Here is a 23903-nt window from a genome sequence, read left to right on the forward strand (position 1 = left end):
CAGGTAGACGCGTGGATCGAACTCGCGGAACTGGAGGCCGACCGGGATTTCCGCCGCCGTATGCGCCGTATGGCCGAACGCAACGCCACGGGACGCGCTCAGGCGGGCCCCGGGCCCGGCCGGCAGCCCGGCGCTTTCATGTTCTTCACCAAGAAGGTCGCGGTGCTCGTCGGCCACGCTCGTGAGCGCGGCGTCGCTCCCGAGTCGGCCGAGGACACGCAGGCCCTCCACGAACTTCTCGGCACCGGTGTCGGCGGGCGCCGATGCTCCGCGGTGCCGGAAACGTATCGAGGTAGCCATGGACGCGCAGGTGGAACGCTACGGGGAGCTACCTGCGCTCGTCCAGGCGAGCAGCCGCGACCGTCGATGACATCGGACCACCAGCGGTCGGCAGGGGCACTGCGCACGCACGGCTGAACCTGCGCAGGCGCGTCCCACCCGGGTTCCGCTTCCCGGCGACCTCCCGCCCGGGACAGGGCGCCGTGGTCGCGGAGCCGGCTACTGAAGGTCCTCCTCCTCGCTCTCCTCCTCGCTCTCCTCCTCGTCCGGGATGGTGTGCATGGCCGCCTCCTCCGCGGATGCCGCCCCACCATCGATGCCTACGTCGTGAGCGACCATGTCGATTTCGCGGCCCATCGCGTCGACCTCCGGGAGGAGCCTGCCGGTGCGGGCCTCCCCGGCCTCTTTGTCCACGGGTTCGCCGTCCATAAGCAGATCACCGATGCCGTCCCCCTCGGGTGGCATCACGTCCGGCACCTCCTGGGCGAGTCGCTGTTCCAAAGGAGCGCCCTGCATCTGTTCCTCGCCCGTGGTGCCGAATCTCTCGACGCCCAGGGGCCGCTCGGGCGGCGAATAGCCCTCGTCGAGGATGGTGTCCAGGTTCTTCTCGTCCAGCACGTTCTCCAGGTCGAGATCGTCGACAGGCGGGTTCTTAGCATCGGAATGCTCCGGCTGGTAGACGTCGTCGCCTCTTGCCTGGTCCGACATCGTGTCCTCCTTACCCCAGTCTGACCGCCTGGGCCTCAACCAGAGAGATCGGCCCACGGAGCAACGTCGTGCCGACCGCAACCATCTTCACCATTGCAGCAGACTCACGCAGGTGTGACGCGTGTGCCACCAGCAGACGAAGAACCTGCTGTCGCGCACCCCGGCAGCCTCACCTTCCATGGTCACTCATCGTGGTCACTGCAGTCCGCCGGAGAGCCCGAGGACGTCCTTTCACGTATGCCCGCGACATTTCCTCAGGTCAGGGCCTCCTGATGAAAGGCTCGGACAGGAACTCCTCACCCGTCGCTGTCGCGATCTTCCACAGAGGGACGCTCTTCCTGCCCCGAGACGTCCGCGCTTCCCGAGGAGTACGCAATCGGGGTTGGTATCCGCACAGGCGCCTCCTGCCATGAAGCGGCACATACCTGGCCGTAGTGGGGCGGAAGCAGCCCCTGTCAGGGGAGGAGGCATCCCATCGGTCGCCGAGGCGGATCAGGCACCGAGGATCAGGCACCGAGGCGCCGCGCGGGTGCCGCGCCCACCGAGGCCGAGCGCCGGGCACTCCACTGCGCCAGGGGCTGCAGGGCTTCCACGAGCGCGTGGCCGTCGGGAGCCAGGCTGTAGCGGATCTGCACGGGCGTGGTCGGAACCACCGTGCGCTCGATCAGGCCTTCGGCCTCGAGCTCCTTGAGGCGCTGCGAGAGAAGGCGGTCGGAGATGCCGCTGACCATGGCCCGGTATTCACCGAAGCGCCGGGCCCCGTGCCCGGCGGCTGCCAGGATCCCGCCCGTCCAGCGCCGTCCGACGAGTTCGAGTGCGCCCTGGAGGTTCGGGCAGGCGCTGTCGTCGACGACGTGGCGCTCGCGTACCAAGGGCGACGAATCTTTCATTCCGGACTTCACTTACTCAATGTTAGTGACTAATGCTGCGTTTGGCCAGCGGCGTCACCGGCCACACCGTTGACCCATGGCAACCCGCCCGTCCCTGATCGAGGCGCCGCAGGCAACGCCGGCCCCGCCGGACATGGCGTGACGGCCCGGATGACGCGGGCTCCTTCGGATCGGGCGAGGGCGGCCACACCCCGTACAAAACGTCCATCTCAACACAAAGAGAAGAGACGATGACGTCCCCTGCCAAGCTCGCCCACGTGGTCCTGCGGACGCAGCACCTGGCGGAGATGCGCGACTGGTACGTGACCGTGCTCGACGGCAAAGTCATGCACGAGGATCAGGCCTCGGCCTTCATCACCTACGACGACGAGCACCACCGGATCGCGCTCGCCAACATGGCCGACCTGGAGAACCCCGACCGGGCAGCGTCGGCACGGACGGTCGGGAAGCGTGAGAGGCCCGCCCCGGTCACCGCGGACACCGACATCTTCCAGGCGCTCGCCGGCCCGCCGACCGGCCTGTTCCACATCGCCTTCACCTACGACACGCTCGACGAACTGCTCGGCAACTACGAACGGCTGGCCGCCGTCGAGATCTGGCCCGTCCTGGCGATGAACCACGGCGTGACCACGTCGACGTACTACCGGGACCCCGACGTCTCGGCAACGATGCCACTGGCGGTCGGCGACGTGGTGCTGACCGGCACGCCCGGGGGTGTCGCGCTGGCCGTGGGCGGATACCTGCGCTCCGGGGACGTGGTCACCGTGGAGATCGAAGGACTGGGACAGCTGCGCAACCCGGTGCGCACCGCCCCTGCGACACCCCTGTAGGGGCCGGGCACGGCGAACCGGTGGCATCCACGAGGTGCCACCGGGGCGCCTGCCCCCAACGGAACCGAGGGCGGCAGCGCGGCACGACGCCACGCTGCCCTGCCGGCTCCGGCCCGGCGGCCGACCCCGAGACCGCCATGGTGCACGGGTTCGCCACAGCGTGCCGGTGGGCCGCCCTCTTCCTGGTCCTGCCCGCGCTGATCTCCTTCGCGCGGTCGACGCTCGCCGCCCTGGCAGCACCACCGGCACCGACAGCACCACCGGCACCGACAGCATCGCCGACTCCGCCGAACCCGCAACGACGCCCGCGCGGCACCTCGTCGCTTGACATCCTCCGATGCCGCGAGTGAGGCTTCCCGAGCCGGTGGGAACGTTCCCATAGTCCGGCGGTGTCACAGGAGGAACGCAGGTGCACGTGCCCGACCAGCCCATCAGATGGGGAATCCTTGCGACCGGAGCCATGGCCGCAGCCTTCACGGAGGATCTCCTCTCGATTCCCGACGCGGAAGTAGTCGCCGTCGGCTCCCGCTCCGCGGAGTCCGCGCGGACGTTCGCCGACCGGTTCGGGATACCCCGCTCCTACGGCAACTGGCAGGAGTTCGCGAACGACCCCGAGATCGACGTCGTCTACGTCGCCACGCCGCACGCCCACCACCTCGCGGCCGCCACCGCCTGCCTGGAAGCAGGAAAGGCCGTCCTGTGCGAGAAGCCGGTCGCTCTCAATCGTTCCCAGGCCGCATCGATGCTGGCGGCGGCGGAGCGCCGCTCGCTCTTCCTCATGGAAGCCATGTGGACGTTCGTCAACCCGCTGATCCGCAGGGCCCAGGACATCATCGCCCAGGGAGTGATCGGTGACGTCACCTCCGTGCACGCGGACTTCTCCGCCAGGGCCCCGTACGTCCGGGGAAGCAGACTGTACGACCCGGCCGCAGGCGGCGGTGCCCTCCTCGACATCGGCACCTATCCCGTCTCGTTCGCCCACCTCTTCCTCGGCGCTCCGGACCATGTCTCGGCCTGGGCCCACCTGACCGGCGAGGGAGTGGACCACAACACCGCCATGGTCCTGGGATACAACAGCGGAGCCACGGCAGTGCTTTCCTGCTCCTTGGCCTTCAGCAGCGCGAACAGGGCCGTCGTATACGGCACCCAGGGCAACATCGAGTTCCCGGCCGACTTCTACAACCCTCGGAGCCTCGTGCTCCGTCGCGACGGTGCCGGGCAAGAAGTCGTCGAGGCGGATCCGCAGACGGGCAACGGCTACGGCCACCAGGCCCGGGAAGTGATGCGGTGCTTGCGCGAGAGGAGGACGGAGTCCCCACTGGTTCCGCTGAAGGGCAGCCTTGAGGTGATGAGCACGCTCGACCGGGTCCGGGAGCTCGTGGGCGTCCGCTACCCCGGCGAGTGAGCGCCAGGCAGCGCACGAACCGGGGCCGACGAGCGTGCGTATGCCGCTCGTCGGCCCCGGTACCGGATCAGCGCGTGGCTACACGCCCTCGGCCAGTCTGCCGGTCCGTGCGACGCCGCCGTACCAGCGTGCGCTGGCCTTCGGAATGCGCTTGCCGGTGGGGTAGTCGACATAGACCGCGCCGAAGCGCTTGCTGTACCCGTAGCCCCATTCGAAGTTGTCGAGCAGGGACCACAGGAAGTACCCACGGACGTCGACGCCCGCCTCGATGGCACGGTGCACGGCGGTGAGGTGCCCCTGAAGGTAGGCGATCCGGTCGGGGTCGTTCACCTCTCCCTCAGGGTCGACGTAGTCGTCGAAGGCGGCACCGTTCTCGGTGATCATGAGCGGCATCCCCGGGAAGTCGCGCTTCAGCCGGAGCAGCAGGTCGTACAGACCACTGGGGTCGACGGCCCATCCCATCGCCGTGGTACTGCCCGGAGGCAGGTGGAACGACACCTCGTCGGCGCCCGGCCACGGGCTGTGCGTGCTGTTGCCATGACCGTCGGAGCCATGGCTGGACTCCGGGGCGCCGCCCGAGACAAGGGTGGGGGTGTAGTAGTTGACGCCCAGGAAGTCCAGGGGCTGGTGTATGTCGGCGAGGTCACCGTCCTGCACGAAGGACCAGTCGGTCAGCCGGGCGGTGTCCCGAAAGAGGTCCTCCGGGTATTCCCCGTCGAGGATCGGGCCGGTGAAGACGCGGTTGGCCAGGGCGTCGATGCGACGTGCGGCGTCGACGTCCTGAGGGTCCTCGGTGCGCGGCCTCACGTGGTGGACGTTGAGCGTGATGGAGACCCGTGCGTCGGACGGCAGATTGGCGCGCAGCGCCTGGACTGCCTTTCCGTGGCCGAGGTTGAGGTGGTGGGCGGCGCGCAGAGCGGCCACGGGATCGGTGCGCCCGGGAGCGTGGACTCCCGAGGCGTAGCCGAGGAAGGCGCTGCACCACGGCTCGTTGAGTGTGGTCCAGGTCCGCACCCGGTCCCCCAGCGCCTCGGCGGCCATGGCCGCGTATTCGGCGAAGCGCTCCGCCGTGGCGCGCTCGGGCCAGCCGCCTGCGTCCTCGAGTTCCTGCGGCAGGTCCCAGTGGTAGAGGGTCGCGACGGGCTGGATGTTGTGCTCCAGCAGCTCGTCCGTCAGCCGGCGGTAGAAGTCCAGGCCCTTCTGCACGCTGGGGCCACGGCCCGTGGGCTGGATCCGGGGCCAGGCGAGGGAGAAGCGGTAGGCCCCGACACCGAGGTCGGCCATGATGGCGACGTCCTCGCGCCAGCGGTGGTAGTGGTCGGTGGCGACGTCACCGGTGTCGCCGTTGCGGACCTTGCCCGGGGTGCGGGAGTAGGTGTCCCAGATGGAGGGCGTACGCCCGTCGAGGGCAGCAGCACCTTCGATCTGATAGGCGGCGGTGGCCGTGCCCCAGGTGAACGACCAGGGAAAGGTGAGTGCGGGGGGTGTCTCGGCAACGGGCACGACGTGTCCAGCAGCGGTTACCACGGAGGGGGGTCCTTCCAGAATGTGCTGTCAGCAAGGACAGAGAGATGGAGCGAAGGGGGCCGGGCGGCCGGCGCTCGACCGGTCGGGCGGCTCAGCCCTTGACCGCTCCCTGCATGATTCCGCCGACGATCTGACGTCCGAAGACGACGAACATCGCCAGCAGGGGGAGGGTTCCGAGCAGCGCGCCTGCCATGATCAGGGACTGGTCGCGGACATAGCCCGCGCTGAGTTGGGTGAGCGCGACGGGAACCGTCGGGTTCGTCATGTCCAGCACGATGAACGGCCAGAAGAAGTCGTTCCATGCGTGGACGAACGTGATCATGAAGAGGACGGCCATCGCCGGACGGGCGACCGGCAGGACGACGCTCCAGAAGATACGGAGCGAATGGGCGCCGTCCACCCGGCCCGCCTCGATCAGTTCGTCGGGGAGCGCCTCGCTCAGGTACTGGCGCATGAAGAACACACCGACGGCGCTGACGAGAGTCGGGAAGATGACGGCGGGCAGCTTCTGGCCCCAGCCCAGGTCCGTCATCATCATGAAGAGGGGGACGACACCGAGCTGCGGCGGGACCATCATCGTGCCGATGACCAACATCAGCAGGATGTTCCGTCCCTTGAAGCGCAGTTTGGCGAAGGCGAAGCCCGCCAGGGTGGCGAAGAGGACCGTCGACAGGGCGATGACACTGGCCACGATCAGGCTGTTGACCATGGCCTTGCCCAGTGCGGCGTCCTGCCATGCCTTCCCGAGGTTCTCGAGCAGATGGGGGCCCGGCAGGAACGGAGGCGGAGTCTGGGTCACTCGCGTGTTGTCGCTCGAGGCCGCCACCAGGGTCCAGTACAGCGGGAAGAGCGAGAGCACCGCGGCGATGGCGAGCAGGATATAGGTGAAGGGACCGGCGTGATGCTGACGTCCTGCGCCTGAGCGCAGGAGCCGACGGGGGCGGCGCTTGCCGGGCGTGGTCGGCGTGACGTCCTGGCGCGCCGGGAGAGTCTGGGTGGTCATGGCTGCCATCTCCTGGTCAGGAAGTACGCGACTTGGCACGCCGCTTGAAGAGGCGCTGGATGAGGAAGACGAGGATCAGGATCAGGAACATCGCCCAGGCCACGGTTGCCGCACGGCCCATCTGGTAGTTCTTCCAACCCTCCTCGTACAGCAGCAGTCCGAGGGTCTGGTACTGGTTGTCCGCCCCACCGGTGATGCCGTTCGGGCCCTGGCCGAAGATCAGTGGTTCACCGAAGAGCTGGCTGGCGCCGATCGTGGAGAGCACGATCGTGAAAAGGATGGTGGGACGGATGCCCGGAATGGTGACCTTGAGGAACTGCTGCCAGCGCGAGGCGCCGTCGATGGCCGCGGCCTCGTACCTGTCACGCGGAATGGCCTGCATGGCCGCGAGGTACAGCAGGGCGTTGTAACCGGTCCAGCGCCAGATGACGATCGTGGAGATCGCGATCTGTGCGGCCCACTTGTTGTTCTCCCAGTCGATGTTGTCGACACCGACCAGGCTCAGCATCCAGTTGATCATGCCGAAGTCACGCTCGAAGAGCATGGTGAAGACGAGGGCCGCGGCGCCTACCGAGGTGGCGTACGGGGTCAGAGAGGCCACCCGGAAGAACGTGGATCCGCGCAGGCGGTAGTTGAGCAGATGGGCCAGGCCCAGCGCCATGAACAGCTGCGGGACGGTGGAAATCACACCGATGGTGATGGTGTTGAGGACGGCGTTCCAGAAGCGCTCGTCATGCCACAGTGCGATGTAGTTGTCGAACGCGACCCATTCCATGACGTCCATGGAGGCGAGTTCGACACGGTGGAGGGAGAACCAGGCGGTGTAGATGAGCGGGTAGAGGCTGAAGGCGGCGAAGACCGCGAAGAACGGGACGATGAAGGCGTACGGTGCGCCCTTCACGTCCACGCGGTGGAGCAGCGTGCTCCACCGGCTCGGCCGGCGCTTGTCTCGGCTCGTGCGGGAGGGTTCGGCCCGGCCGGCGGACTCTTTGGTGGCTTCACCGGCCGCTGTTGTCGAGGTGGGATTGGCCACCGGAGGCATCCTTACGTGGGACTTGCGGGGGCTGGGCCCCGGCGACCGCGCGGAAAACGTTGTCGCCGGGGCTCGGTCGGACGGGTGGCGTCAGCCGGTGGCCTTCTGGATGCGCTCGTCGGTGGTCTTCCACGCCTTGTCAGGGCTCTGGTTCTGCGACTCGATCAGAGTCAGCCCCTGGGAGAAGATGTCCTTGATCGTGCCGTCCTTGCGGCCCAGAATCTGCTCGTCGGGAATCTCCTGCGCCGCCGCGCCGAAGATCCTGCCGATGGGGGCGCCGCTGAAGTACTCGGACGACGCGTTCGCCACCTGCGGCGCCTTCAGCGCCTCCTGCGAGGAGGGGAAGTTTCCGATCTTCTCGAAGAGCCGGGCCTGCTGCTCGGGGGCGGTGAGCCAGGCGACGAGCTTCTTCGCCTCTTCCTTGACGGGGCTCTTCTCCATGACTCCGAGGAAGGACCCGCCCCAGTTCGCACCCATGGGGGCCTTGGCAACGTCCCACTTGCCCTTGTTCTGCGGGCCGGCCTTCTCACTGATGTGGGCGAGCATCCAGGCCGGGCACACCGTGGTGGCGAAGGTGCTGTTCGCCAGGCCGGGGTCCCAGCCGGGCTGGAACTGCCGGAGCTTGGCGGTCAGTCCCGTTGTCGCGGCCTGGGAAGCCAGGTCCCATGCCTGGGTGACGACGGGGTTGTCCTTGTAGATCAGCTTCCCGCTCTTGTCGTAGAACTGCTGGGAGTTGCCGTAGATCATCGCGTTGAACAGGCCGCTGGAGCTGTCCATGAAGGCGACCTTGTCGCCCTTGAAGCCGGCCTTGAAGTCCTTGCCCGCCGCTACGAACTTCGCCCAGTCGCCATCCCACAGCTTGGCGACCTGCTCCCGGTCGGTGGGAAGCCCGGCCTGCTCGAACAGGTCCTTGCGGTAGCAGACGGCCATGGGGCCGATGTCCGTGCCGAGCCCGATGACCTTGCCGTCCTTGCCCGTGACCTGGCTCAGCTTCCACGGCAGGAAGTGGTCGGCGCCCGGAACATCGGACAGGTCGACGAACTTGCCTGCCTGGGTGTCGACGAGCTCCTTGGCGCGACCGATCTCGATGCCCTGGATGTCCTTCAGGCCGCTGCCGGCCGCCAGGTGCGTCTGCAGGGCGGTGTAGTAGGTCTGCTCATCGCCCGCGACCTCGGCCTCGATCCGGACGTTCGGGTTCTTCTTCATGTACTCATCAAGGAGTCCCGTCTCCTTGAATCCCATGACGCCGAACAGCCCCATGGTGATGGTGGTCTTGCCGTCCTTGACGCCTCCACCGGTCCCACCGGTGTCGCTGCCGCCGCATGCGGAGAGAAGACCGAGAGCTGCCACTGCCGAAATGACGGCGGTGCCTCTCGTACGCAACAGCTTCCGGGTGCTCTTCATGTGTGTGTCCTCCCAGGCGGCGCCGACGCACCTGAATGCGGGCCAATCGGACAACCGACCAGCCCAAGCTAAGATGGGAACGTTCCCAACCACGGTGGGAACGTTCCCACCGGGACTTCGAAAGACTGACCGGCGGGTGCCCCATGTGTCAAGAAGTTGAATCTTCCTCGTTTCCGGGAGATGTCTCAGCGGGTCCTGCACAGGCGGTCTCGCCTACTACAAGATCTGGCACAATTCGCAGGTGAACGGCGCGCGGACGTCGAGGAACGAGGAGGCAGCATGGGGGAGGGGCGACGGCCGACCATCAAAACTGTGGCCGCACGTGCCGGTGTGGGGCGGACCACGGTTTCGCGGGTCATCAACGGCTCCACGCTCGTCAGCGATGAGGCGAAGGAAGCGGTCCTGGCGGCGATCGCAGAGCTCAACTACGTGCCGAATTCCGTGGCCCGTGGTCTGGTCACCCAGCGAACCAACTCGATCGCGCTGGTCATCCCCGAGTCGGAGAGCCGACTGGGTTCTGAGCCCTACTTCTCCGCCGTCATCCGCGGTGTGAGCACCGCACTCGCGGCCACCAGGACACAGCTCCAGCTCGTGCTCGTCCGCGACCGGGAGGAGCGTGACCAGCTCACCGACTCCGTGGCGGAGCGGAGGGTCGACGGTGTGCTGCTGGTCTCCGTGCACGACCACGACCCACTGCCCGAAATACTGGAGAGCATGGGCCTGCCGACCGTACTTGCGGGACGCCGCTCCCCGAAGGAGTCACTGAGCTATGCGGGCTCGGACAATCTGGGCGGCGCGACGGAAGCGGTCCGGCACCTGATCTCGCGCGGCAGGACGGCGACCGCCACCATCACCGGTCCTCTCGACATGGATGTCGGCCGGGCCAGGCTCCAGGGGTGGAGGGACGCTATCCGCGAGGCCGGGTCGGCGGCTGACGAGCGCCTCGTCGCCACGGCCGACTTCACCGAGGAGGGCGGGAAGCTCGCGATGCGTTCGCTTCTTGAACGGAACCCGAACCTCGATTCCGTGTTCGCGGCCTCGGACGTCATGGCGGCCGGCGCCATGCTGGAGCTGCGCCGGCAGGGGCGGCGGATTCCCGACGACGTCGCCGTCGTCGGTTTCGACGACTCGTACATCGCCCGCTACACCCATCCGGCACTGACCAGCGTGCGCCAGCCGGTCGAGGGCATCGGAAGCGCCATCGCCCGTCTGCTGCTCGACGAAATAGCCGACCCCGGCGTTCCACGGCGCCACATCACTCTTCCCACCCAACTCGTGGTGCGCCGCAGCTCGTCCTGACCCGTCAGCCGCGCACGATCTCGCGGGGGAGGCGACGGCGAGCACCGGTCGGAGGATTCCTGTCCGGTGGTCGAGCAGGGCGATCTGGACACGGTTGTTCAGGTCGAGCTTGGTGAGGATGTGGGAGGTGCGCGTCCCTTTCGTGCAGAGAAAGGGACACACGGACACCTGTCCGCAGGCGCTGCGACGCATGGCGCGCGATGGGCAGGAGATGGCCGATCGCACGTGGTCCCACAAAGTGCTCACCGATCTGAGCCCGAAGGGGGTGGCCGCCGAGCCGGCACCCGTACCGGACGATGTGCTGCGCGTCACCGGCCGCTCCCCCAGCCTGATGCGCCCGCCGCAGGGCCGCACCGATGACGACGTCTCCGCGGTGATGAAGGCGCTGGGCCTGGCGCAGGTGCTGTGGAGCGTGACCGCGAAGGACTACGCGACCACCGACTCCGCGCTCATCACGCGAAGGGTGATGAGCGGACGCGCCGGGACGGCATCGTTCTGCCGCACGAGCGCTACGCGGGCACGGTTCCCGCGGTACCGGGCATCATCGACACGCTGCACGAGCAGGGCTGCACGTTCGTGACGTTCTCCCCGCTCCTGGCCCCCGCCGCTCCGGAGCTGGCGGTCCACCGGCCCTGAACCGGCCAGGTCCGTCCCGCCGCGACGCGGGCCGCCGAGGGGTGCGGCGCCCGCAGTGGTGGCCGGGGCGGGAGCGGGGGCGGGGGATCGCTCCGCGCGTCGACGACGATCTTGACCGCGGCGCTGCCGCTCTCCACCTCTTCGTAGGCCTCGGCGACGGTGGCCGCCTTGCCCAGCCCGAGCAACGGCCCGACCAGACACAGCAGCAGCATCGGCCCGAACGCCGCCCCGTACAGGGCCTCGTCACGGTCCGAACGCGGGTAGACGCCCTCCGCGGCGGCCGGAACCGACAGCACACGGTGCTCGGGTACGAAAACGTTCTGCCCGATCAGGGTGTTGCCGGCGGTTCCCCTCATGCCGGCCGTGCGCCAGGTGTCCTCGACGGAGAGGCCGGAGGCGGGTATCAGGACCAGCGCCTGGTCCGTGACCGACCCCCTCTCGTCCTTCAGCAGCGCGCCGACCGCCGCCCAGGTGGCATACGGAGCACCCGAGTTGTACGCCCACCGGCCGCTGACGCGCCAGCCGCCCGGGACCCGCTCCCCCATACCCGTCGGCGCCGCCACACCGGTCGGTCCGGACACCGGGCTCACTCTCCGGCCTTCGGTCCCCGTTGCTTCAGAAGGGGTGCGAGGCGCCTCGACTTCGAACGCACCCAGCCCCGCAAACCATCCTTGCGAGACGATGGTCACGTTAGATAAATCATTGATTGCATCCAATCATCGCGTACATTCAATCTCGTCGGCGCCTCGGCAGGCACGCACCACCAAGCGCTGCTCAGTCCGGTACGCCGAGGCTCGACGAGCGACCCAGCTCTTCAGCGAAGCCGGCCGTGACCAGCCCTCACGACAAGCAATCGGTCGCTCGGGTGAGTACACAACGACCTTCAGACAGCCGACGGAACGGAAACCGCACGACCATGGCCCATCTGCTTCACATCGACTCGTCGGCGGCACCCGCCGGATCCGTCTCCCGGGAAGTGGCTGCCACGTTCCGCACAGCGTGGGAACAGGAGCACGAGTCGGGCACGGTGACCCACCTCGACCTCGCGCTCAACCCGGTGCCGCACCTCACGTCCGCCGGAATCGCCGCCCGCGCGAAGACCTCCGCCGACCGTTCCACGGAGGAGTCGGCCGCCGCGGCGCTGCAGGACCGCCTCGTGGCCCAGCTGCGCGCCGCGGATGCATATCTGTTCGGCGTGCCGATGTACAACTGGACCGTCCCCTCGACCTTCAAGGCGTGGCTGGACCAGATCGTGATCGCCGGACGCACCACCGTGTTCGGGGACGAGCCCGAAACCGTCAAGGGCCGTCCTGCCACCGTGATCGTCAGTGCGGGCGGCGGCTACGGGCCCGGCACTCCTCGTGAGGGATGGGACTTCGCCACGCCTTACCTGGAGAAGGTGCTCACCGAGGCACTCGGTCTGGACGTGCACACCATCCAGATCGAACTGACCATGGCGCACCACTCCCCCGCCATGGCCGCCCTGCGCGACATCTCGGACCTGAACCGAACCAACGCCCACGCCGACGCCGAGAAGCTGGCGCGGGTGCTGGCGCAGGAATTCAAGCACTGACCATCGCCGCAGGCCGCGCACCCTCGAGGTGATGAGGCGGCCGGGCGGACGGGCTTGCAGACGCCTGCACCGTGTCAGGGGCACGCAGTGCAGGGGGCCGCACACAACGGCGTGGTCGCGGCCACCGGATACGGCAGTCGCCGTGTCCGCCGGGGCGGTATCCCCCAGCGCCATTGGGGAGCGCGGGATCGGATACCGCCCCCACGGCCGTGCGTGCACGCATCAGTCGGTCATGGCCGCCCGTGCCCGTGCTTCCCGCACGGCGGCCTTGAGCCCGGCGATGTCGTAGGCGCCGTGGTGCCTGCGGCCGTTGACGAAGAAGGTCGGCGTCCCGGACACCCCGCTGAGGTCCGCCGACTCGACGTCCTCAGCGACCCGGGCGGCGGCTCTGTGGTCGAGCAGATCGCGCCGGAAGCGTCCGGCGTCCAAACCCACGTCATCCGCGTACCGGAGGAGGTCGGGGGTTCGCATAGCTCCCTGGTGGTCGAGCAGAAGGTCGTACATCTCCCAGAAACGGTTCTGTGCGGCGGCCGCCTCGGCCGCCTCCGCGGCGAGCTGCGCTTGGGGGTGGACATCCGTGAGCGGCAGATGACGCCACACGTAGCGGATGTCCCCGGCGTCGCCGAGCAGCTCCCGGATCACCGGCTCGGCCTGCCCGCAGTAGGGGCATTGGAAGTCGCCGTACTCGACGACGGTGACGGGGGCGTCGAGGGGTCCGCGCAGATGGTCGCGCATCGGATCGACCGGTACCGCGAGATCGACGATGGCCTCGGCGCTACCGAGCAGCACGCTCAGACGCAGCGGTCGCGGAAGGAGCGCGATCAGCCGGGCCAGCAGGCGGCTGAGGACGAACGAGCAGACAACCGCACTGAGCACGCCGATCTTCGCCTCGGCCAGCCGGGGGCCGTCGAAGGCGAGTGCCGCGATCAGCAGGGACACCGTGAAGGCGGCTCCCCCGAGGGCGCCTCCGACCGCGACGGCGCCCCAACCCGCGGGAGGCCGCAGCCGTCCTCGGCTCAGCATCGTCGTCAACGCCGAGGCGCCCAGGATGCCGACGGGCTTGCCGAGCACGAGGCCGGTCAGGACTCCGAGGGTGACGGGAGAGGTGAAGGCGCGTGAGAGCTGGTCACCGCTGAGCTCGATCCCGGCGTTGGCGAACGCGAACAGCGGGGCGATGACAAAGCTGGTCCAGGGGTGGTACTGCCGTTGCAGACGTTCGTTGGGGGAGATCGCGGAGGCCATTCCGCGCCGCACGGTCCGTTCGAGCTCCGGGGTGGGCTGCTCACGGAAGAAGCGGAACAGGTCGCTGGCCCGCTCGAGTTCGCTGCGTGGCGCCGGATACGCAGGGGTGATCAGCCCCATCGCGAGTCCGGTGACGACCGGGTCGACTCCCGATGACAGCAGGGCGAGCCAGAGCACCACCGCGAGCAGCGCGTACACCGCTCCCAGCCGCACATCGGCCGCGCGCACCACCAGCACCACGGCGAACACCGCGGCCGCGCACGCCAGAGCGGGTGTCGAAAGGCGACCGCTGTACACGCCGGCAACGACGGCCAGGGCCACGAAGTCGTCGACGACGGTCAGGGTCAGAATGAACACGCGCAGCCCCGGTGGCATGCGCTTGCCGAACATGGCGAGCATGCCGAGAGCGAACGCGGTGTCCGTGGAGATGGCGGCCCCCCAGCCGTAGGCCGACGGCTCCCCCGCGTTGACAGCGAGATAGAGGACGGCGGGGACGAGCATGCCGCCGAGCCCCGCCATCAGTGGCAGGGTCGCACGCTTGCGCTCGCGTAGCTCTCCCATGTCGAACTCACGCCGCGCCTCGAGTCCGATCACGAAGAAGAACAGCGCCATGAGCCCGCTGTTGACCCACTCCCGCAGCCCGAGACCGACGCCGTACCGCCCGACCTGCACGGACAGCTCCGTGCGCCACAGCGCTTCGTACGCCGCGGGTGCCAGATTCACCCACACGAGAGCCGCCAGCGCCGCGGCCATGAGCACAGCGGCGCTGCCGGTCTCCGTACGCAGGAAGTCCCGCAGCGGTGACCGCGAGTCGCCGCTCCTCGCGGTCCGGACGGAAAAGCCCGGGGTCGTCGCGCCTTCGCTCACCCCGCCATCGTCCTGAATCTCGTCCGATCCGGCCTCTCCACGGCCGTACGCCACGAGGACCCGGGGCTTGCACCCGGGCCTGACGGATGCGATCGCCACCGGGGCGGGTGACCCTGCTGTCACATCGCGCTTACCGCTGCCGTGCCTGCTCGCGCCCACGGGACAGCCGGGCACGCCGCGCAGCATCCTCCCCGGTCAGCAGCCATCCCGAGAACGCAAGGAGATCGTCATGACCGTCCGGTCCGCCGGGAGCCTCGTTCTGGAGCCTGACTCCCAGCAGCTCGCCGATGCCGGCTCGAAGCCGCCTTTCCCGTCCGAACTGGGCCTCGAGAAGGCCCGCAAGGTGCTCGACGACATCCAGGCGCAGCCGATCGACAAGCTTCCCGTCGACTCGGAGTGGATCACGGTTCCCGCCCAGGTCGGTGACGTCCAGGTCCGCATCGGCGGACCGAAGAACGCACCCCTGCCGGTCGTTCTCCGCATGCACGGCGGGGGCTGGATCCCCGGCAACGCCGGCACCCACGACCGGCTCGTGCGTGAGCCGGCGAACGGGGTGCAAGCCGCCATCGTGTTCGTCGAATACGACCGCTCGCCCGAGGCGCACTACCCGTGGGCGTCCGTGCCCTTCCAGGCAGGTCGATGAGACGACCGGCCGGCGAGGGTCACTTCTCGAAACAGGCCGAGTCGCCCCGGGACGTGTGGACCCGGGCCAGCAGCTGACGGAGCACCGCGATCTCCTCCGCAGAGAGGTCGGCGAACAGCACCTGCTCCACGTCGGTGACCGCGTCCTGGGCCTTGGCCAGTACACCGCGGCCTTCGTCGGTGATCGCCACGATGTGGCGACGACGGTCGGACGGGTCGCGGCGGCGCTCCACGAAGCGGGCGGATTCCAGCTCGTTCAGGATCCCGACCAAGACGCTGGGATCCACCTCGAGCGCCGCCGCGAGAGCCTGCTGAGCCATGTGTCCGGACTTGCCCAGCAGCATCAGCGTCGCGCCCTGCCGCGGTGCCAGCCCGCAGGCGTCGAAGGCGTGGTCGACGCGGCTGCTGGCGATGGCACCGTGCCGGGCCAACAGGAAGCCGAGCCGGTCCAGAGGGTCGTTCTCGACCACATCAGTTGCGTCTTCATCCACTGCCACGCATGCATACTATCAGACCAGTAATCATCCCATTCGAATAATCATTAACCTCAATACATGATATATATCGTTAAACCGTTGCCCTCTGCGAGGTGACGGTCGACGACTTCTCGTCGGCAGGCCGCTTCAGCCCTCACCTACGAAGGTCCTCGCCCACGAACGCGAAACGATCGGAGAAACGGATGTTTCTTGCCACGGCACTGCTGTCCTGCGTACTGGCTGCTTTCATGGCCCTCTCCGGTCTGCCGAAACTGGCCGGTGGCCCCAGGACAGCGGGCATGGCCCAGCATCTGCGGGTGCCGACCGGATCGCTCCGCATCATCGGAGCGCTCGAAGTCGCAGCCGCTGCCGGGTTGCTCGTCGGGTCCGCCTGGACGTGGCTGGGTGTCGCAGCGGCCGGCGGACTCGTCGTACTGATGCTCGGCGGCGTCGTCTCACATCTGCGCGTCGAAGACCCCTTCGCCAAAGCCCTGCCCGCTCTCATCGCGGCGATCGTCGCGGCCGCCACTCTGGCCCTGCACCTCGCGGCCCCGTGATCGCCGTCGCGAACCCGCCGCGCGGAGTCGAAATCGACTCTGATCACCTGCGCAGCGTCCTCACGCAGATCGAAGGCGACGTCGTACTCCTCTGCCACCCGGGCCGTGACCGTCCGCCCGCCCCTCTGAACGGCCGAGCTCGGGCCTGCGGTGCGAGGAGGGCCTCCGAGCTCAGTAGTTTGCGGCCCTGTCAACTTCTCGGCCGTAAAACGACCGAGCTTGTTGACTCAGTCATCTACGCCTTGTCGCGCTCCCGACTGCCCCCTACGGCAGGGCGGTCACGGGTCGCATCTACCAGCGAAAGGAGGTGTTCAGGTCCTTTGTGGTACGGGTCCGTTGACGAGAACCCACGCCGAGCGTGCACGGTTGCGTACGTTGACCCCGGCGACGTGGTCGGCGGGGCCAGCGAGCCCGCACCGACGACAGGAGAAGGTGTCCCGGGTGGGACGGTTGTTTCTTGCGGTGTGTCCGCATCTGGGGCACATCTGCGAGGTGTAGTGGGCGTCCACCGAGATCACCGGCACTCCGGCCCGCCGGGCTTTGTAGCGGAGGTGTTCTTCGAGTTGGTGGAACGGCCAGGAGGAGAGCGTGGCCCGCTGGTCGCGAGAAGGCCGTACCCGGTCACGGATGCCACTCAGTTCTTCGAGGGCGATTCCGCGTCCGGTGCTCCCCCAGCGCTTCGCCTGGGAGGTACCCCCAGCGACGGCCACGATCTCCTTGCTGATCCTGTGGTTGTTGTGAGTGGCGTGCCGGGCCTCGCGGCGTGCCCGGCGTTTGGCCCGCCGGGTGGCGGAGCGGGTCTGGTTCGCCTGCAACTCCGCTCGCTTGCGGGCGTGCCAGCGCCGGTAGCGGCCAAGACGACGGCCCTGGTAGTTGCTCCCGTCGGACGTGGTGGCGAGGTTGGTAATCCCCCGGTCCACCCCCACCCAGTCCACCGGATCAGTATTGAGCGGCGCTTCCGGGATGTCGCAGGTGGCGATAAGGAACCACATACCGTCCCGGTGTACGAGATCCGACTCGCCCCGCCGGTATTTCTCGAGCATCGCCAACTGGCCGGGGTGCGCGATGTACCGGACGGACTTGATCCGCCCGGCCACCGTCCAGACGCTCACGGTCCGCGCGTCGTGCTGCCAGGACAGGATCCGGTCGTCATACGGCTGGGCCGCATCAGGCCGGAAGACGACCGGCTTCGACTCCGCACTGCTGCGCCGCTTCGATGCGGCCGGACCCAGGTTCCCCGCACGGATGTTGGCGTGCAACGTGGCGTAGGCGTCCACGACCTTCTTCACCACCCGCACGGCCGGCTGGGCAGCAAGCCCGAACTCCGCCTTCAAGCGCGCGTACACCAGCTTCTGCAACTCATTACGGGACGTGATGCCCCTCTGCCACGCCACCACCGATGCGGCATCAGCCGCCCGGTTGCACACGCGCAGGGTCGCCGCCAAAGCCGCCGCCACCTCCGGCGACGGCAACAGCTTCACCTGCACCACGACCTTCACCCCATCAACCTAACCGCCACCACTGACAGCTGCCGAAAGTGCAGGTCACGACAGACACGGAGGGAACTCCGCCGCTCCGCGGCTCCGCTCCAAGGACCCATTCCTCCCCGGCCTGAAGGCCGGGGCCTCCTGGGTGAAATCAGGTGAATGACGACGGCACCATCGCCATGTCCCCGCCCGCGCCATCGGCCAAGGGCGAGCCGCTCTTCGTACCGAAGGCGATGACGACCGTGGTCGTGGCTGCGCTCGGGGCCTGCGTGCTGGTGAATGCCGCGTTGCTCGTCGCGCAGCTGCGTCTCCACCGCGCGGCCGATGGTTCGTATGCCGCCTTCGAGAGGGAGATATGGGTCGGCACCCTCACCGGCCTGAGGTTGTTCGCCTTCCTGCTGACCGGAATCGTCTTCCTGCGCTGGCTGTGGCAGATGCGGGTGAACGCGGAGGCGCTGGCGCCCGGTGGACACCGGATGAAACGCGGCTGGACCACAGGCGCGTGGCTGGTTCCGGTCGCCTGCTTTTTCCTGCCCAAGCGGATCATCAATGACATCTGGGCCGCCAGCTCTCCGCCCGATCGCCCGCGCCGCACCGGTGTGCTGCTGACCTCGTGGTGGCTGCTCTTCGTGGCGGCGCAGCTCGTCGCCCATCCCTCCGCGTCGCGGGGTCCGCTGTCGACGGAGATGGCCGGGGCCGCCCTGTACGTCGTCGCAGGAGTGCTGAGCATCGGTGTGGTGCGGCGGCTTGCCGCGATGCAGAGGGCGCGCCTCCAGGCTGAGCCCGGCAAGCCCGCCTGATCCCGGCTCCCGGGCAGCCGAGGCGCCGCGACGCTTCGAAGCCGGCGGCGTCCGCGGCCGTCCCGACCTCCTGTTCCGCCACGCGCGGGGCGCTGGAGAGCGCCCCGCGCGTCGTGGGACGGCGCAGCGCTGTCGGCCGATCGCGGGGGTGCGCCCTGCCGGCGGGTGCCACGGGCCCGCAGGGCTACGCGCCCCGAAGGGCCCGCGCCTCCGCCTCTGTCTCCACGGCGGGAGCGGACCCCGGCAGCGGCCGCCCGGCGGACTCCGCCATGAACCACACCGCCGCGCCGCCGATGATCGCCGCGGCCATCATGTAGTACGCGGGCATCATCACGTTGCCCGTAGCGCCGATGAGGGCCGTGACCACCAGCGGCGTCGTACCACCGAAGAGCGAGACCGAGACGTTGAAGCCGATGGACAGCGAGCCGTAGCGGACGCGGGTGGGGAAGAGGGCCGGGAGGGCCGAGGGCATCGCCGCGGTGAAGCACACCAGGAGCAGGCCCAGCGCGCCCATGCCGAGGGCGATGGCGAACAAGCTGCCCTGGCGGATCAGCAGCAGGGCGGGGATGGAGAGGAAGAAGAAGCCCACGCAGCCCGCGGCAATCACCGGGCGGCGGCCGACACGGTCCGACAGCGCGCCCGCGAACGGCTGCACGATCATCATCAGTGCCATGACACCGAGCACCACCAGCAGGCCGTGGGTCTCGTCGTACCGCAGCTCACTCGTCAGATAGCTCGGCATGTAGGACAGGAGCATGTAGTCCGTGACGTTGAAGATCAGGACGAGGCCCATGCACAGCAGCAGCGCCTTCCACTGCCCCGTGACCATGTCGCGCAGCGGAACCTTCGGCCGCTCGCGCTCCTGACGCGCCGCCTTCTCCAGCTCGGCGGCGAACGCCGGGGTCTCCTCCAGCTTCGTCCGCAGATAGAGGCCGATGACGCCCATCGGGCCCGCGATCAGGAACGGGATGCGCCAGCCCCAGGACAGCAGATCGTCGGACGACAGCACTGCGGTCATCAGCGTGACGAGACCCGCACCGGCGATGTAGCCGGCGAGCGTGCCGAACTCCAGCCAGCTGCCGAAGAATCCGCGCTTCCTGTCGGGCGCGTACTCGGCGATGAACGTCGTGGCGCCCGCGTACTCGCCGCCCGTCGAGAAGCCCTGCACCAGCCGGGCGGCGAGCAGCAGGATCGGCGCGCCGACACCGATCGCCGCATACGAAGGGATCAGTCCGATGGCGAAGGTGCCCGCGGCCATCATGATCATGGTGAGGGCGAGGACCTTCTGGCGGCCGATGCGGTCACCCAGCGGGCCGAATACCATGCCGCCGAGCGGGCGGACGAGGAAGGCCGCGGCGAAGGCACCGAAGGTGGAGAGCAGTTGGGCGGTGGGGTTGCCCGACGGGAAGAAGACCTTGCCCAGCGTCACGGCGATGTAGCTGTAGACGCCGAAGTCGAACCACTCCATCGCGTTGCCGAGCGCGGCCGCCTTCACGGCGCGCTTGACGAGCGCCGGGTCGGTGACGGTGACGTCCGCTGCGGTGCCCCGGCTCTGGATGGGGGCCTTGGTCTGGTTCGGTGCGAGGGTGGTGGCGCCCGGCAAGATTCCGCTCGCCTGCCTTTCGGTCGACTGTAAGGACAAAAGCCGCCCAATGGACGGCCGGCGAATCGACCATAGGCACAGCTCCCCACCTGGCCCACCGCGAGCAATCGGTGACCGCACGTACCGAAAGAGGCGCTGTCCAGTAAGAACGGCGCCGTCCGCGAGCGTCACGGCCCCGCTCGTTTGTGACGCATGTCGCGGGGCCCGGACGGAACCACCGCGTCCGGGCATCCAGGACTGCCAGCGACTGTCTGAGAAGCTACTTATCAATGATTAGTATCTAATCCGCGCTTTGGTGCGCAAGAGAGCGCCGCCGCAGTGTTGAGGGCATGACCGACTACGGACAACCGATCACCTTCGGGTTGAGCCTTGATCCCGCGGCGGATGCGCCGGATACGACCAGGCGCCTCGCGCGTCTGGCCGAGGCGGGCGGACTGGACTATCTGGCCGTCCAGGACCATCCGTACCAGCCGGGGCACCTCGACACATGGACGCTGATCAGCTATCTGGCCGCGTCCACGGACCGCATCTCGTTCTTCACCGATGTCGCTGATCTGCAACTCCGCCCGCCCACCATGCTCGCCAAGGCCGCTGCTTCGCTCAGTGTGCTCACCGGCGGCCGCATCGAGCTCGGTGTCGGCGGAGGCGCCTTCGCGGACGCCATCGCTTCGATGGGTGCGGTGCCTCGACGAGGTGGCCGGATGGTCGCCTTCACCGAGGAGTCCCTCACCCTCATGCGCGAGGCATTGGCCGGTGGAGCGGTGCGGCTGCACAGCCCTCACCACGTCGTCGAGGGCTATCGTGCCGGTCCGGTCCCTCCGAAGCGCGTCGAGCTCTGGCTCGGCGCCCAGAAGCCGAAGATGCTCGCGGTCACCGGCCGGGCGGCCGACGGCTGGATCTCGCCGCTGAACATCTACGTGCCTCCGGAGGAGGTTCCGTCGCGTCAGCAGATCATCGACGAAGCGGCTGTGGCCGCAGGGCGTGCCCCGGAGACAATTCGCCGGATCTACAACGTGATCGGCGTCATCGGAGACCACCGGGGCGGGCAGGGACTCGTCGGAGACGTTCCGGCGTGGGTGGACACGCTCTCCGGCTGGGCGGTGGACCTCGGGTTCGACACGTTCGTCTTCTGGCCCGTCATCGAACGTGAGATGCAACTCGCGCTCTTCGCCGACGAGGTCGTTCCCGCTGTGCGCCGGCGCGTCGAGGCACTGCGGAGCGATCGATGACCAGCCTGCCTTCCGTCGTGCCGGCCGAGCTCACCGGCAAGGTGGTCACGCCCGACGACCGCCGCTACCACCTCTTTCGCTCGACGTACACCACCGTGGCCCGCCCGGCCGCGGTCGTGCTTCCCGAGTCGGCCGGCGACATCGCCGCGGCACTGCGCCTCGCCCGGGAACAGGGCCTGCCCGTGGCGGTCCGCAGCGGCGGTCACGGGCTCTCCGGACGCTCGACGAACAACGGCGGACTCGTCATCGACCTGAGCGCGATGCACCGGGTCGACGTCCTCGACCGCGGCGCGCGCCTCGTGCGCGTGGAGGCGGGCGCCCGGTGGGGCCGTGTCGCGCAGGCCCTCGCACCCCACGGCCTCGCCATCAGCTCGGGCGACCACGGCAACGTCGGCGTCGGCGGCCTCGCCACGGGGGGCGGCATCGGCTGGCTGGTGCGGCACTACGGGCTCACCGTCGACCACGTACGCGCAGTCGAGGTCGTCCTGGCTGACGGCTCGTTCGTCCGCGCCGACCCGCTGAACGAGCCGGACCTGCTGTGGGCGATGCGCGGGGCCGGCGCGGGGGCCGGCATCGCCGTGGCGTTCGAGATCGAGGCGATCGAGCTGGGCGCCGTCGGGCTGGCGCAACTCGTCATCGACGTGGACCCGGCGGGTGCCGCCCTGCGGGGCTGGGCCAACGCGGTGGCGCGGGCCCCGAGGGAGCTGTCGACAGCGGTGACACTGTCCTCCAGGGGCCCTTCCACCGCCGCGTTCGTCACGGCCGTCGTGGCATCGGACAGCCCGTCCCTCATCCGCGCGGCAGTCGAACCGCTCCTGGACGTCGGCGAGCTGCTGGATCAGCAGAGCCGCATCGTCCCCTACACCGCTCTGGTCTCGACCGCGCACCTGCACGCCAACACCGGGCAGATGCCGGCCACCACGACCAACGGCCTGCTCGCGGACATGACCCCCGAAGCGGCCCGCGCCCTGGTCACGGCGTCGGCCGGCCCCCGCCCGGTCATGATTCAGATGCGGTCGATCGGCGGCGTCGTCAACGACGTCGACCCGTCAGCGACCGCGTACGCCCACCGCCATCAGCAGACGCTGGTGATCGCGACGGCGTTCCCGCCCGACGGCCGTGCGACACTCACGGCGGCCTTGGACCCGCTCGTCGGACATACCGACGGCGCCTACGTGAACTTCGAGAGCGCCCCCGACGAGAAGACCTTCGCACGCGCCTACCCGGGTCCGACCGGAGCCCGCGTCAGCGAACTCTGGACGCGCTACGACCCCGAGGGCGTCCTTCGCCGTCGATCGCCCTGACCGCCGGCGGAGGCCTTCCCTGGTCGACGGGCCATAACCAGGCAGCTCTCCCAGTGCCGGCAGCACCCACACCCGTCGCTTTCTGGCCGGAAGCATCCCAAGCCGATGATGCATGCTGCAGGCGAGTGCGCGGACGCTCCGGTGGAGGTCGGCTCGTATCCCGGCGAGGGGGTCGGACACACTCGCCCGGTGATCGCTCGCGTCCCGCGGGGACCGTTTCCCGCACGCAACAGTGTTTTCGCGTCCGAACCCAACGGTGTCTTCGAGTCCGGGGTACCCGAAGGTTGTCTCAGAGAGGTGGATGGGGCGCGGCAGAGCGTGCCACTCACAGCGAGGGTGGGGTGCTGCGGCACCCTGCCCTCAGGCCCGTTTCATCGAGGCGGTCACAACGGGCCGATCGAGGCCGGGACCAACCCGCCGACTCCGCGCGTCCGCTCACCGCCCGTGCTCCTCACCCGGAGTGGACAGCGTCACCCGACGACGTACGAACCCGGGCCAGGAGACCGCGCAGCGCCGCAATCTCCTCCGGAGCGAAGTCGGCGAACAGCCCCTGCTCCACATCGGACACGGCTGCTTGAGCCTTGGCCAGGACGTGGCTGCCCTCGTCCGTGATCGCAACGATGTGGCGACGGCGGTCGGACGGGTCACGGCGACGTTCCACGAGCTGAGCGGATTCCAGCTCGTTCAGAATCCCGACCATGATGCTGGGGTCCACCTCGAGCGCGGCCGCGAGAGCCTGCTGGGCCATGTGTCCGGACTTGCCCACGAGCATCAGCGTCGTGCCCTGCCTGGGCGTCAATCCGCAGGACGCGAGGGCGTGGTGGACACGGCTGTTGGCGAAGGCTCCATGCCGGGCCAGCAGAAATCCCAGCCTGTCCAAAGGATCGCTTTCCACGACTCCAACCACACTCCCATCCTCTGCCATGACGCAATGTTATCAAGGAGACAAGCATCACATGGCGAGGATGCTTGACACCCCACCCGTGATCCACCGGGCTCAACGGCCGCGGCATCACTGCTCGGTGATCTCGCCGTCGCTCAGTTCGAGCACCCGGTCGGCGAGGCCGAGCAGCTGGGCGTCGTGCGTGGCTACCAGGGCGGTCACGCCT

At 68.6% G+C, this 23903-nt stretch carries 22 protein-coding genes and 1 pseudogene; 10 read left to right on the forward strand and 13 right to left on the reverse strand.

The features are described from left to right. Nucleotides 1-498 precede the first annotated feature (498 nt). Both ABT078_RS36485 and ABT078_RS36490 read right to left on the reverse strand, forming a co-directional pair. Nucleotides 499-987, reverse strand: coding sequence for a DUF5709 domain-containing protein (locus tag ABT078_RS36485; protein ID WP_351235635.1), 489 nt, complete (start codon nucleotides 985-987; stop codon nucleotides 499-501). Nucleotides 988-1493: 506 nt separating this feature from the next. Further along, a complete protein-coding gene (locus tag ABT078_RS36490; RefSeq protein WP_351235637.1) occupies nucleotides 1494-1877 on the reverse strand; it encodes a winged helix-turn-helix transcriptional regulator in 384 nt (127 codons plus the stop codon). Nucleotides 1878-2107: 230 nt separating this feature from the next. On the opposite strand from ABT078_RS36490, the gene ABT078_RS36495 reads away from it, so the two are divergent. Beyond that, complete coding sequence (locus ABT078_RS36495; protein ID WP_351235639.1) at nucleotides 2108-2707, forward strand: fumarylacetoacetate hydrolase family protein; 600 nt, start codon at nucleotides 2108-2110, stop codon at nucleotides 2705-2707. Nucleotides 2708-3122: 415 nt separating this feature from the next. After that, a complete protein-coding gene (locus tag ABT078_RS36500; protein WP_351235641.1) occupies nucleotides 3123-4112 on the forward strand; it encodes a Gfo/Idh/MocA family protein in 990 nt (329 codons plus the stop codon). A 78-nt stretch (nucleotides 4113-4190) separates the two neighbouring features. Here the strand turns inward: ABT078_RS36500 and ABT078_RS36505 are convergent, their stop codons facing one another. The 4 genes from ABT078_RS36505 to ABT078_RS36520 all read right to left on the reverse strand — a co-directional run bounded on the left by ABT078_RS36505 (nucleotide 4191) and on the right by ABT078_RS36520 (nucleotide 9079). Further along, nucleotides 4191-5639 (reverse strand): GH1 family beta-glucosidase, encoded by a 1449-nt coding sequence (locus ABT078_RS36505; RefSeq protein WP_502981488.1) that lies wholly within the window; start codon nucleotides 5637-5639, stop codon nucleotides 4191-4193. 91 nt (nucleotides 5640-5730) lie between these two features. Next, a complete protein-coding gene (locus ABT078_RS36510) occupies nucleotides 5731-6642 on the reverse strand; it encodes a carbohydrate ABC transporter permease (RefSeq protein ID WP_351235643.1) in 912 nt (303 codons plus the stop codon). A 16-nt stretch (nucleotides 6643-6658) separates the two neighbouring features. Continuing rightward, complete coding sequence (locus ABT078_RS36515; protein WP_351235645.1) at nucleotides 6659-7684, reverse strand: carbohydrate ABC transporter permease; 1026 nt, start codon at nucleotides 7682-7684, stop codon at nucleotides 6659-6661. Nucleotides 7685-7765: 81 nt separating this feature from the next. Then, a complete protein-coding gene (locus tag ABT078_RS36520; RefSeq protein ID WP_351235647.1) occupies nucleotides 7766-9079 on the reverse strand; it encodes an ABC transporter substrate-binding protein in 1314 nt (437 codons plus the stop codon). A 279-nt stretch (nucleotides 9080-9358) separates the two neighbouring features. On the opposite strand from ABT078_RS36520, the gene ABT078_RS36525 reads away from it, so the two are divergent. Both ABT078_RS36525 and ABT078_RS36530 read left to right on the forward strand, forming a co-directional pair. Continuing rightward, nucleotides 9359-10378, forward strand: a complete 1020-nt coding sequence (locus ABT078_RS36525) for a LacI family DNA-binding transcriptional regulator (RefSeq protein ID WP_351235649.1) — start codon at nucleotides 9359-9361, stop codon at nucleotides 10376-10378. Nucleotides 10379-10568: 190 nt separating this feature from the next. Continuing rightward, nucleotides 10569-10958, forward strand: coding sequence for a polysaccharide deacetylase family protein (locus tag ABT078_RS36530; RefSeq protein WP_502981490.1), 390 nt, complete (start codon nucleotides 10569-10571; stop codon nucleotides 10956-10958). Here the strand turns inward: ABT078_RS36530 and ABT078_RS36535 are convergent. Beyond that, entirely contained in the window at nucleotides 10888-11595 is a 708-nt protein-coding gene (locus ABT078_RS36535) for an acyl-CoA dehydrogenase family protein (RefSeq protein ID WP_351235653.1), read from the reverse strand. The two genes, ABT078_RS36530 and ABT078_RS36535, sit on opposite strands and share 71 nt — an antisense overlap. 335 nt (nucleotides 11596-11930) lie before the next feature. Here ABT078_RS36535 and ABT078_RS36540 point away from each other — a divergent pair, with 335 nt between their 5' ends. Beyond that, nucleotides 11931-12587, forward strand: coding sequence for an FMN-dependent NADH-azoreductase (locus tag ABT078_RS36540; protein ID WP_351235655.1), 657 nt, complete (start codon nucleotides 11931-11933; stop codon nucleotides 12585-12587). A gap of 222 nt (nucleotides 12588-12809) precedes the next feature. On the opposite strand, the gene nhaA is transcribed toward ABT078_RS36540, so the two are convergent. Beyond that, a complete protein-coding gene (nhaA, locus tag ABT078_RS36545; protein WP_351235657.1) occupies nucleotides 12810-14696 on the reverse strand; it encodes a Na+/H+ antiporter NhaA in 1887 nt (628 codons plus the stop codon). Between the two features lie 229 nt (nucleotides 14697-14925). On the opposite strand from nhaA, the gene ABT078_RS36550 reads away from it, so the two are divergent. Next, nucleotides 14926-15339, forward strand: a complete 414-nt coding sequence (locus ABT078_RS36550) for an alpha/beta hydrolase fold domain-containing protein (protein ID WP_351235659.1) — start codon at nucleotides 14926-14928, stop codon at nucleotides 15337-15339. A 19-nt stretch (nucleotides 15340-15358) separates the two neighbouring features. On the opposite strand, the gene ABT078_RS36555 is transcribed toward ABT078_RS36550, so the two are convergent. Continuing rightward, the gene (locus tag ABT078_RS36555; RefSeq protein WP_351235662.1) at nucleotides 15359-15835 is read right to left on the reverse strand and encodes a MarR family winged helix-turn-helix transcriptional regulator; all 477 of its coding nucleotides are present in this window, start codon (nucleotides 15833-15835) and stop codon (nucleotides 15359-15361) included. 182 nt (nucleotides 15836-16017) lie between these two features. Here ABT078_RS36555 and ABT078_RS36560 point away from each other — a divergent pair, with 182 nt between their 5' ends. Further along, complete coding sequence (locus tag ABT078_RS36560; RefSeq protein WP_351235664.1) at nucleotides 16018-16371, forward strand: DoxX family protein; 354 nt, start codon at nucleotides 16018-16020, stop codon at nucleotides 16369-16371. Nucleotides 16372-16682: 311 nt separating this feature from the next. On the opposite strand, the gene ABT078_RS36565 is transcribed toward ABT078_RS36560, so the two are convergent. Further along, complete coding sequence (locus ABT078_RS36565; protein WP_351235666.1) at nucleotides 16683-17870, reverse strand: RNA-guided endonuclease InsQ/TnpB family protein; 1188 nt, start codon at nucleotides 17868-17870, stop codon at nucleotides 16683-16685. A gap of 143 nt (nucleotides 17871-18013) precedes the next feature. Between ABT078_RS36565 and ABT078_RS36570 the strand changes: the two genes are divergently transcribed. After that, a complete protein-coding gene (locus ABT078_RS36570) occupies nucleotides 18014-18658 on the forward strand; it encodes a DUF4328 domain-containing protein (protein WP_351235668.1) in 645 nt (214 codons plus the stop codon). Nucleotides 18659-18842: 184 nt separating this feature from the next. Here ABT078_RS36570 and proP read toward each other — a convergent pair whose 3' ends face one another. Beyond that, a complete protein-coding gene (gene proP, locus ABT078_RS36575) occupies nucleotides 18843-20216 on the reverse strand; it encodes a glycine betaine/L-proline transporter ProP (protein ID WP_351235678.1) in 1374 nt (457 codons plus the stop codon). Between the two features lie 374 nt (nucleotides 20217-20590). On the opposite strand from proP, the gene ABT078_RS36580 reads away from it, so the two are divergent. Both ABT078_RS36580 and ABT078_RS36585 read left to right on the forward strand, forming a co-directional pair. Continuing rightward, a complete protein-coding gene (locus tag ABT078_RS36580) occupies nucleotides 20591-21490 on the forward strand; it encodes an LLM class flavin-dependent oxidoreductase (RefSeq protein WP_351235670.1) in 900 nt (299 codons plus the stop codon). Beyond that, nucleotides 21487-22794, forward strand: a complete 1308-nt coding sequence (locus ABT078_RS36585) for an FAD-binding oxidoreductase (protein ID WP_351235672.1) — start codon at nucleotides 21487-21489, stop codon at nucleotides 22792-22794. Before ABT078_RS36580 ends, ABT078_RS36585 begins: the two co-directional genes overlap by 4 nt. 451 nt (nucleotides 22795-23245) lie before the next feature. Here the strand turns inward: ABT078_RS36585 and ABT078_RS36590 are convergent, their stop codons facing one another. Together ABT078_RS36590 and ABT078_RS36595 are read right to left on the reverse strand one after the other, a co-directional pair. Continuing rightward, nucleotides 23246-23719 (reverse strand): MarR family winged helix-turn-helix transcriptional regulator, encoded by a 474-nt coding sequence (locus ABT078_RS36590; RefSeq protein ID WP_351235674.1) that lies wholly within the window; start codon nucleotides 23717-23719, stop codon nucleotides 23246-23248. Nucleotides 23720-23806: 87 nt separating this feature from the next. Continuing rightward, nucleotides 23807-23903 (reverse strand): annotated as a pseudogene (locus ABT078_RS36595) (ABC transporter ATP-binding protein); the annotation flags it as partial.

Source organism: Streptomyces sp. NPDC002133 (genome assembly GCF_040296405.1).
Taxonomy (GTDB): domain Bacteria; phylum Actinomycetota; class Actinomycetes; order Streptomycetales; family Streptomycetaceae; genus Streptomyces.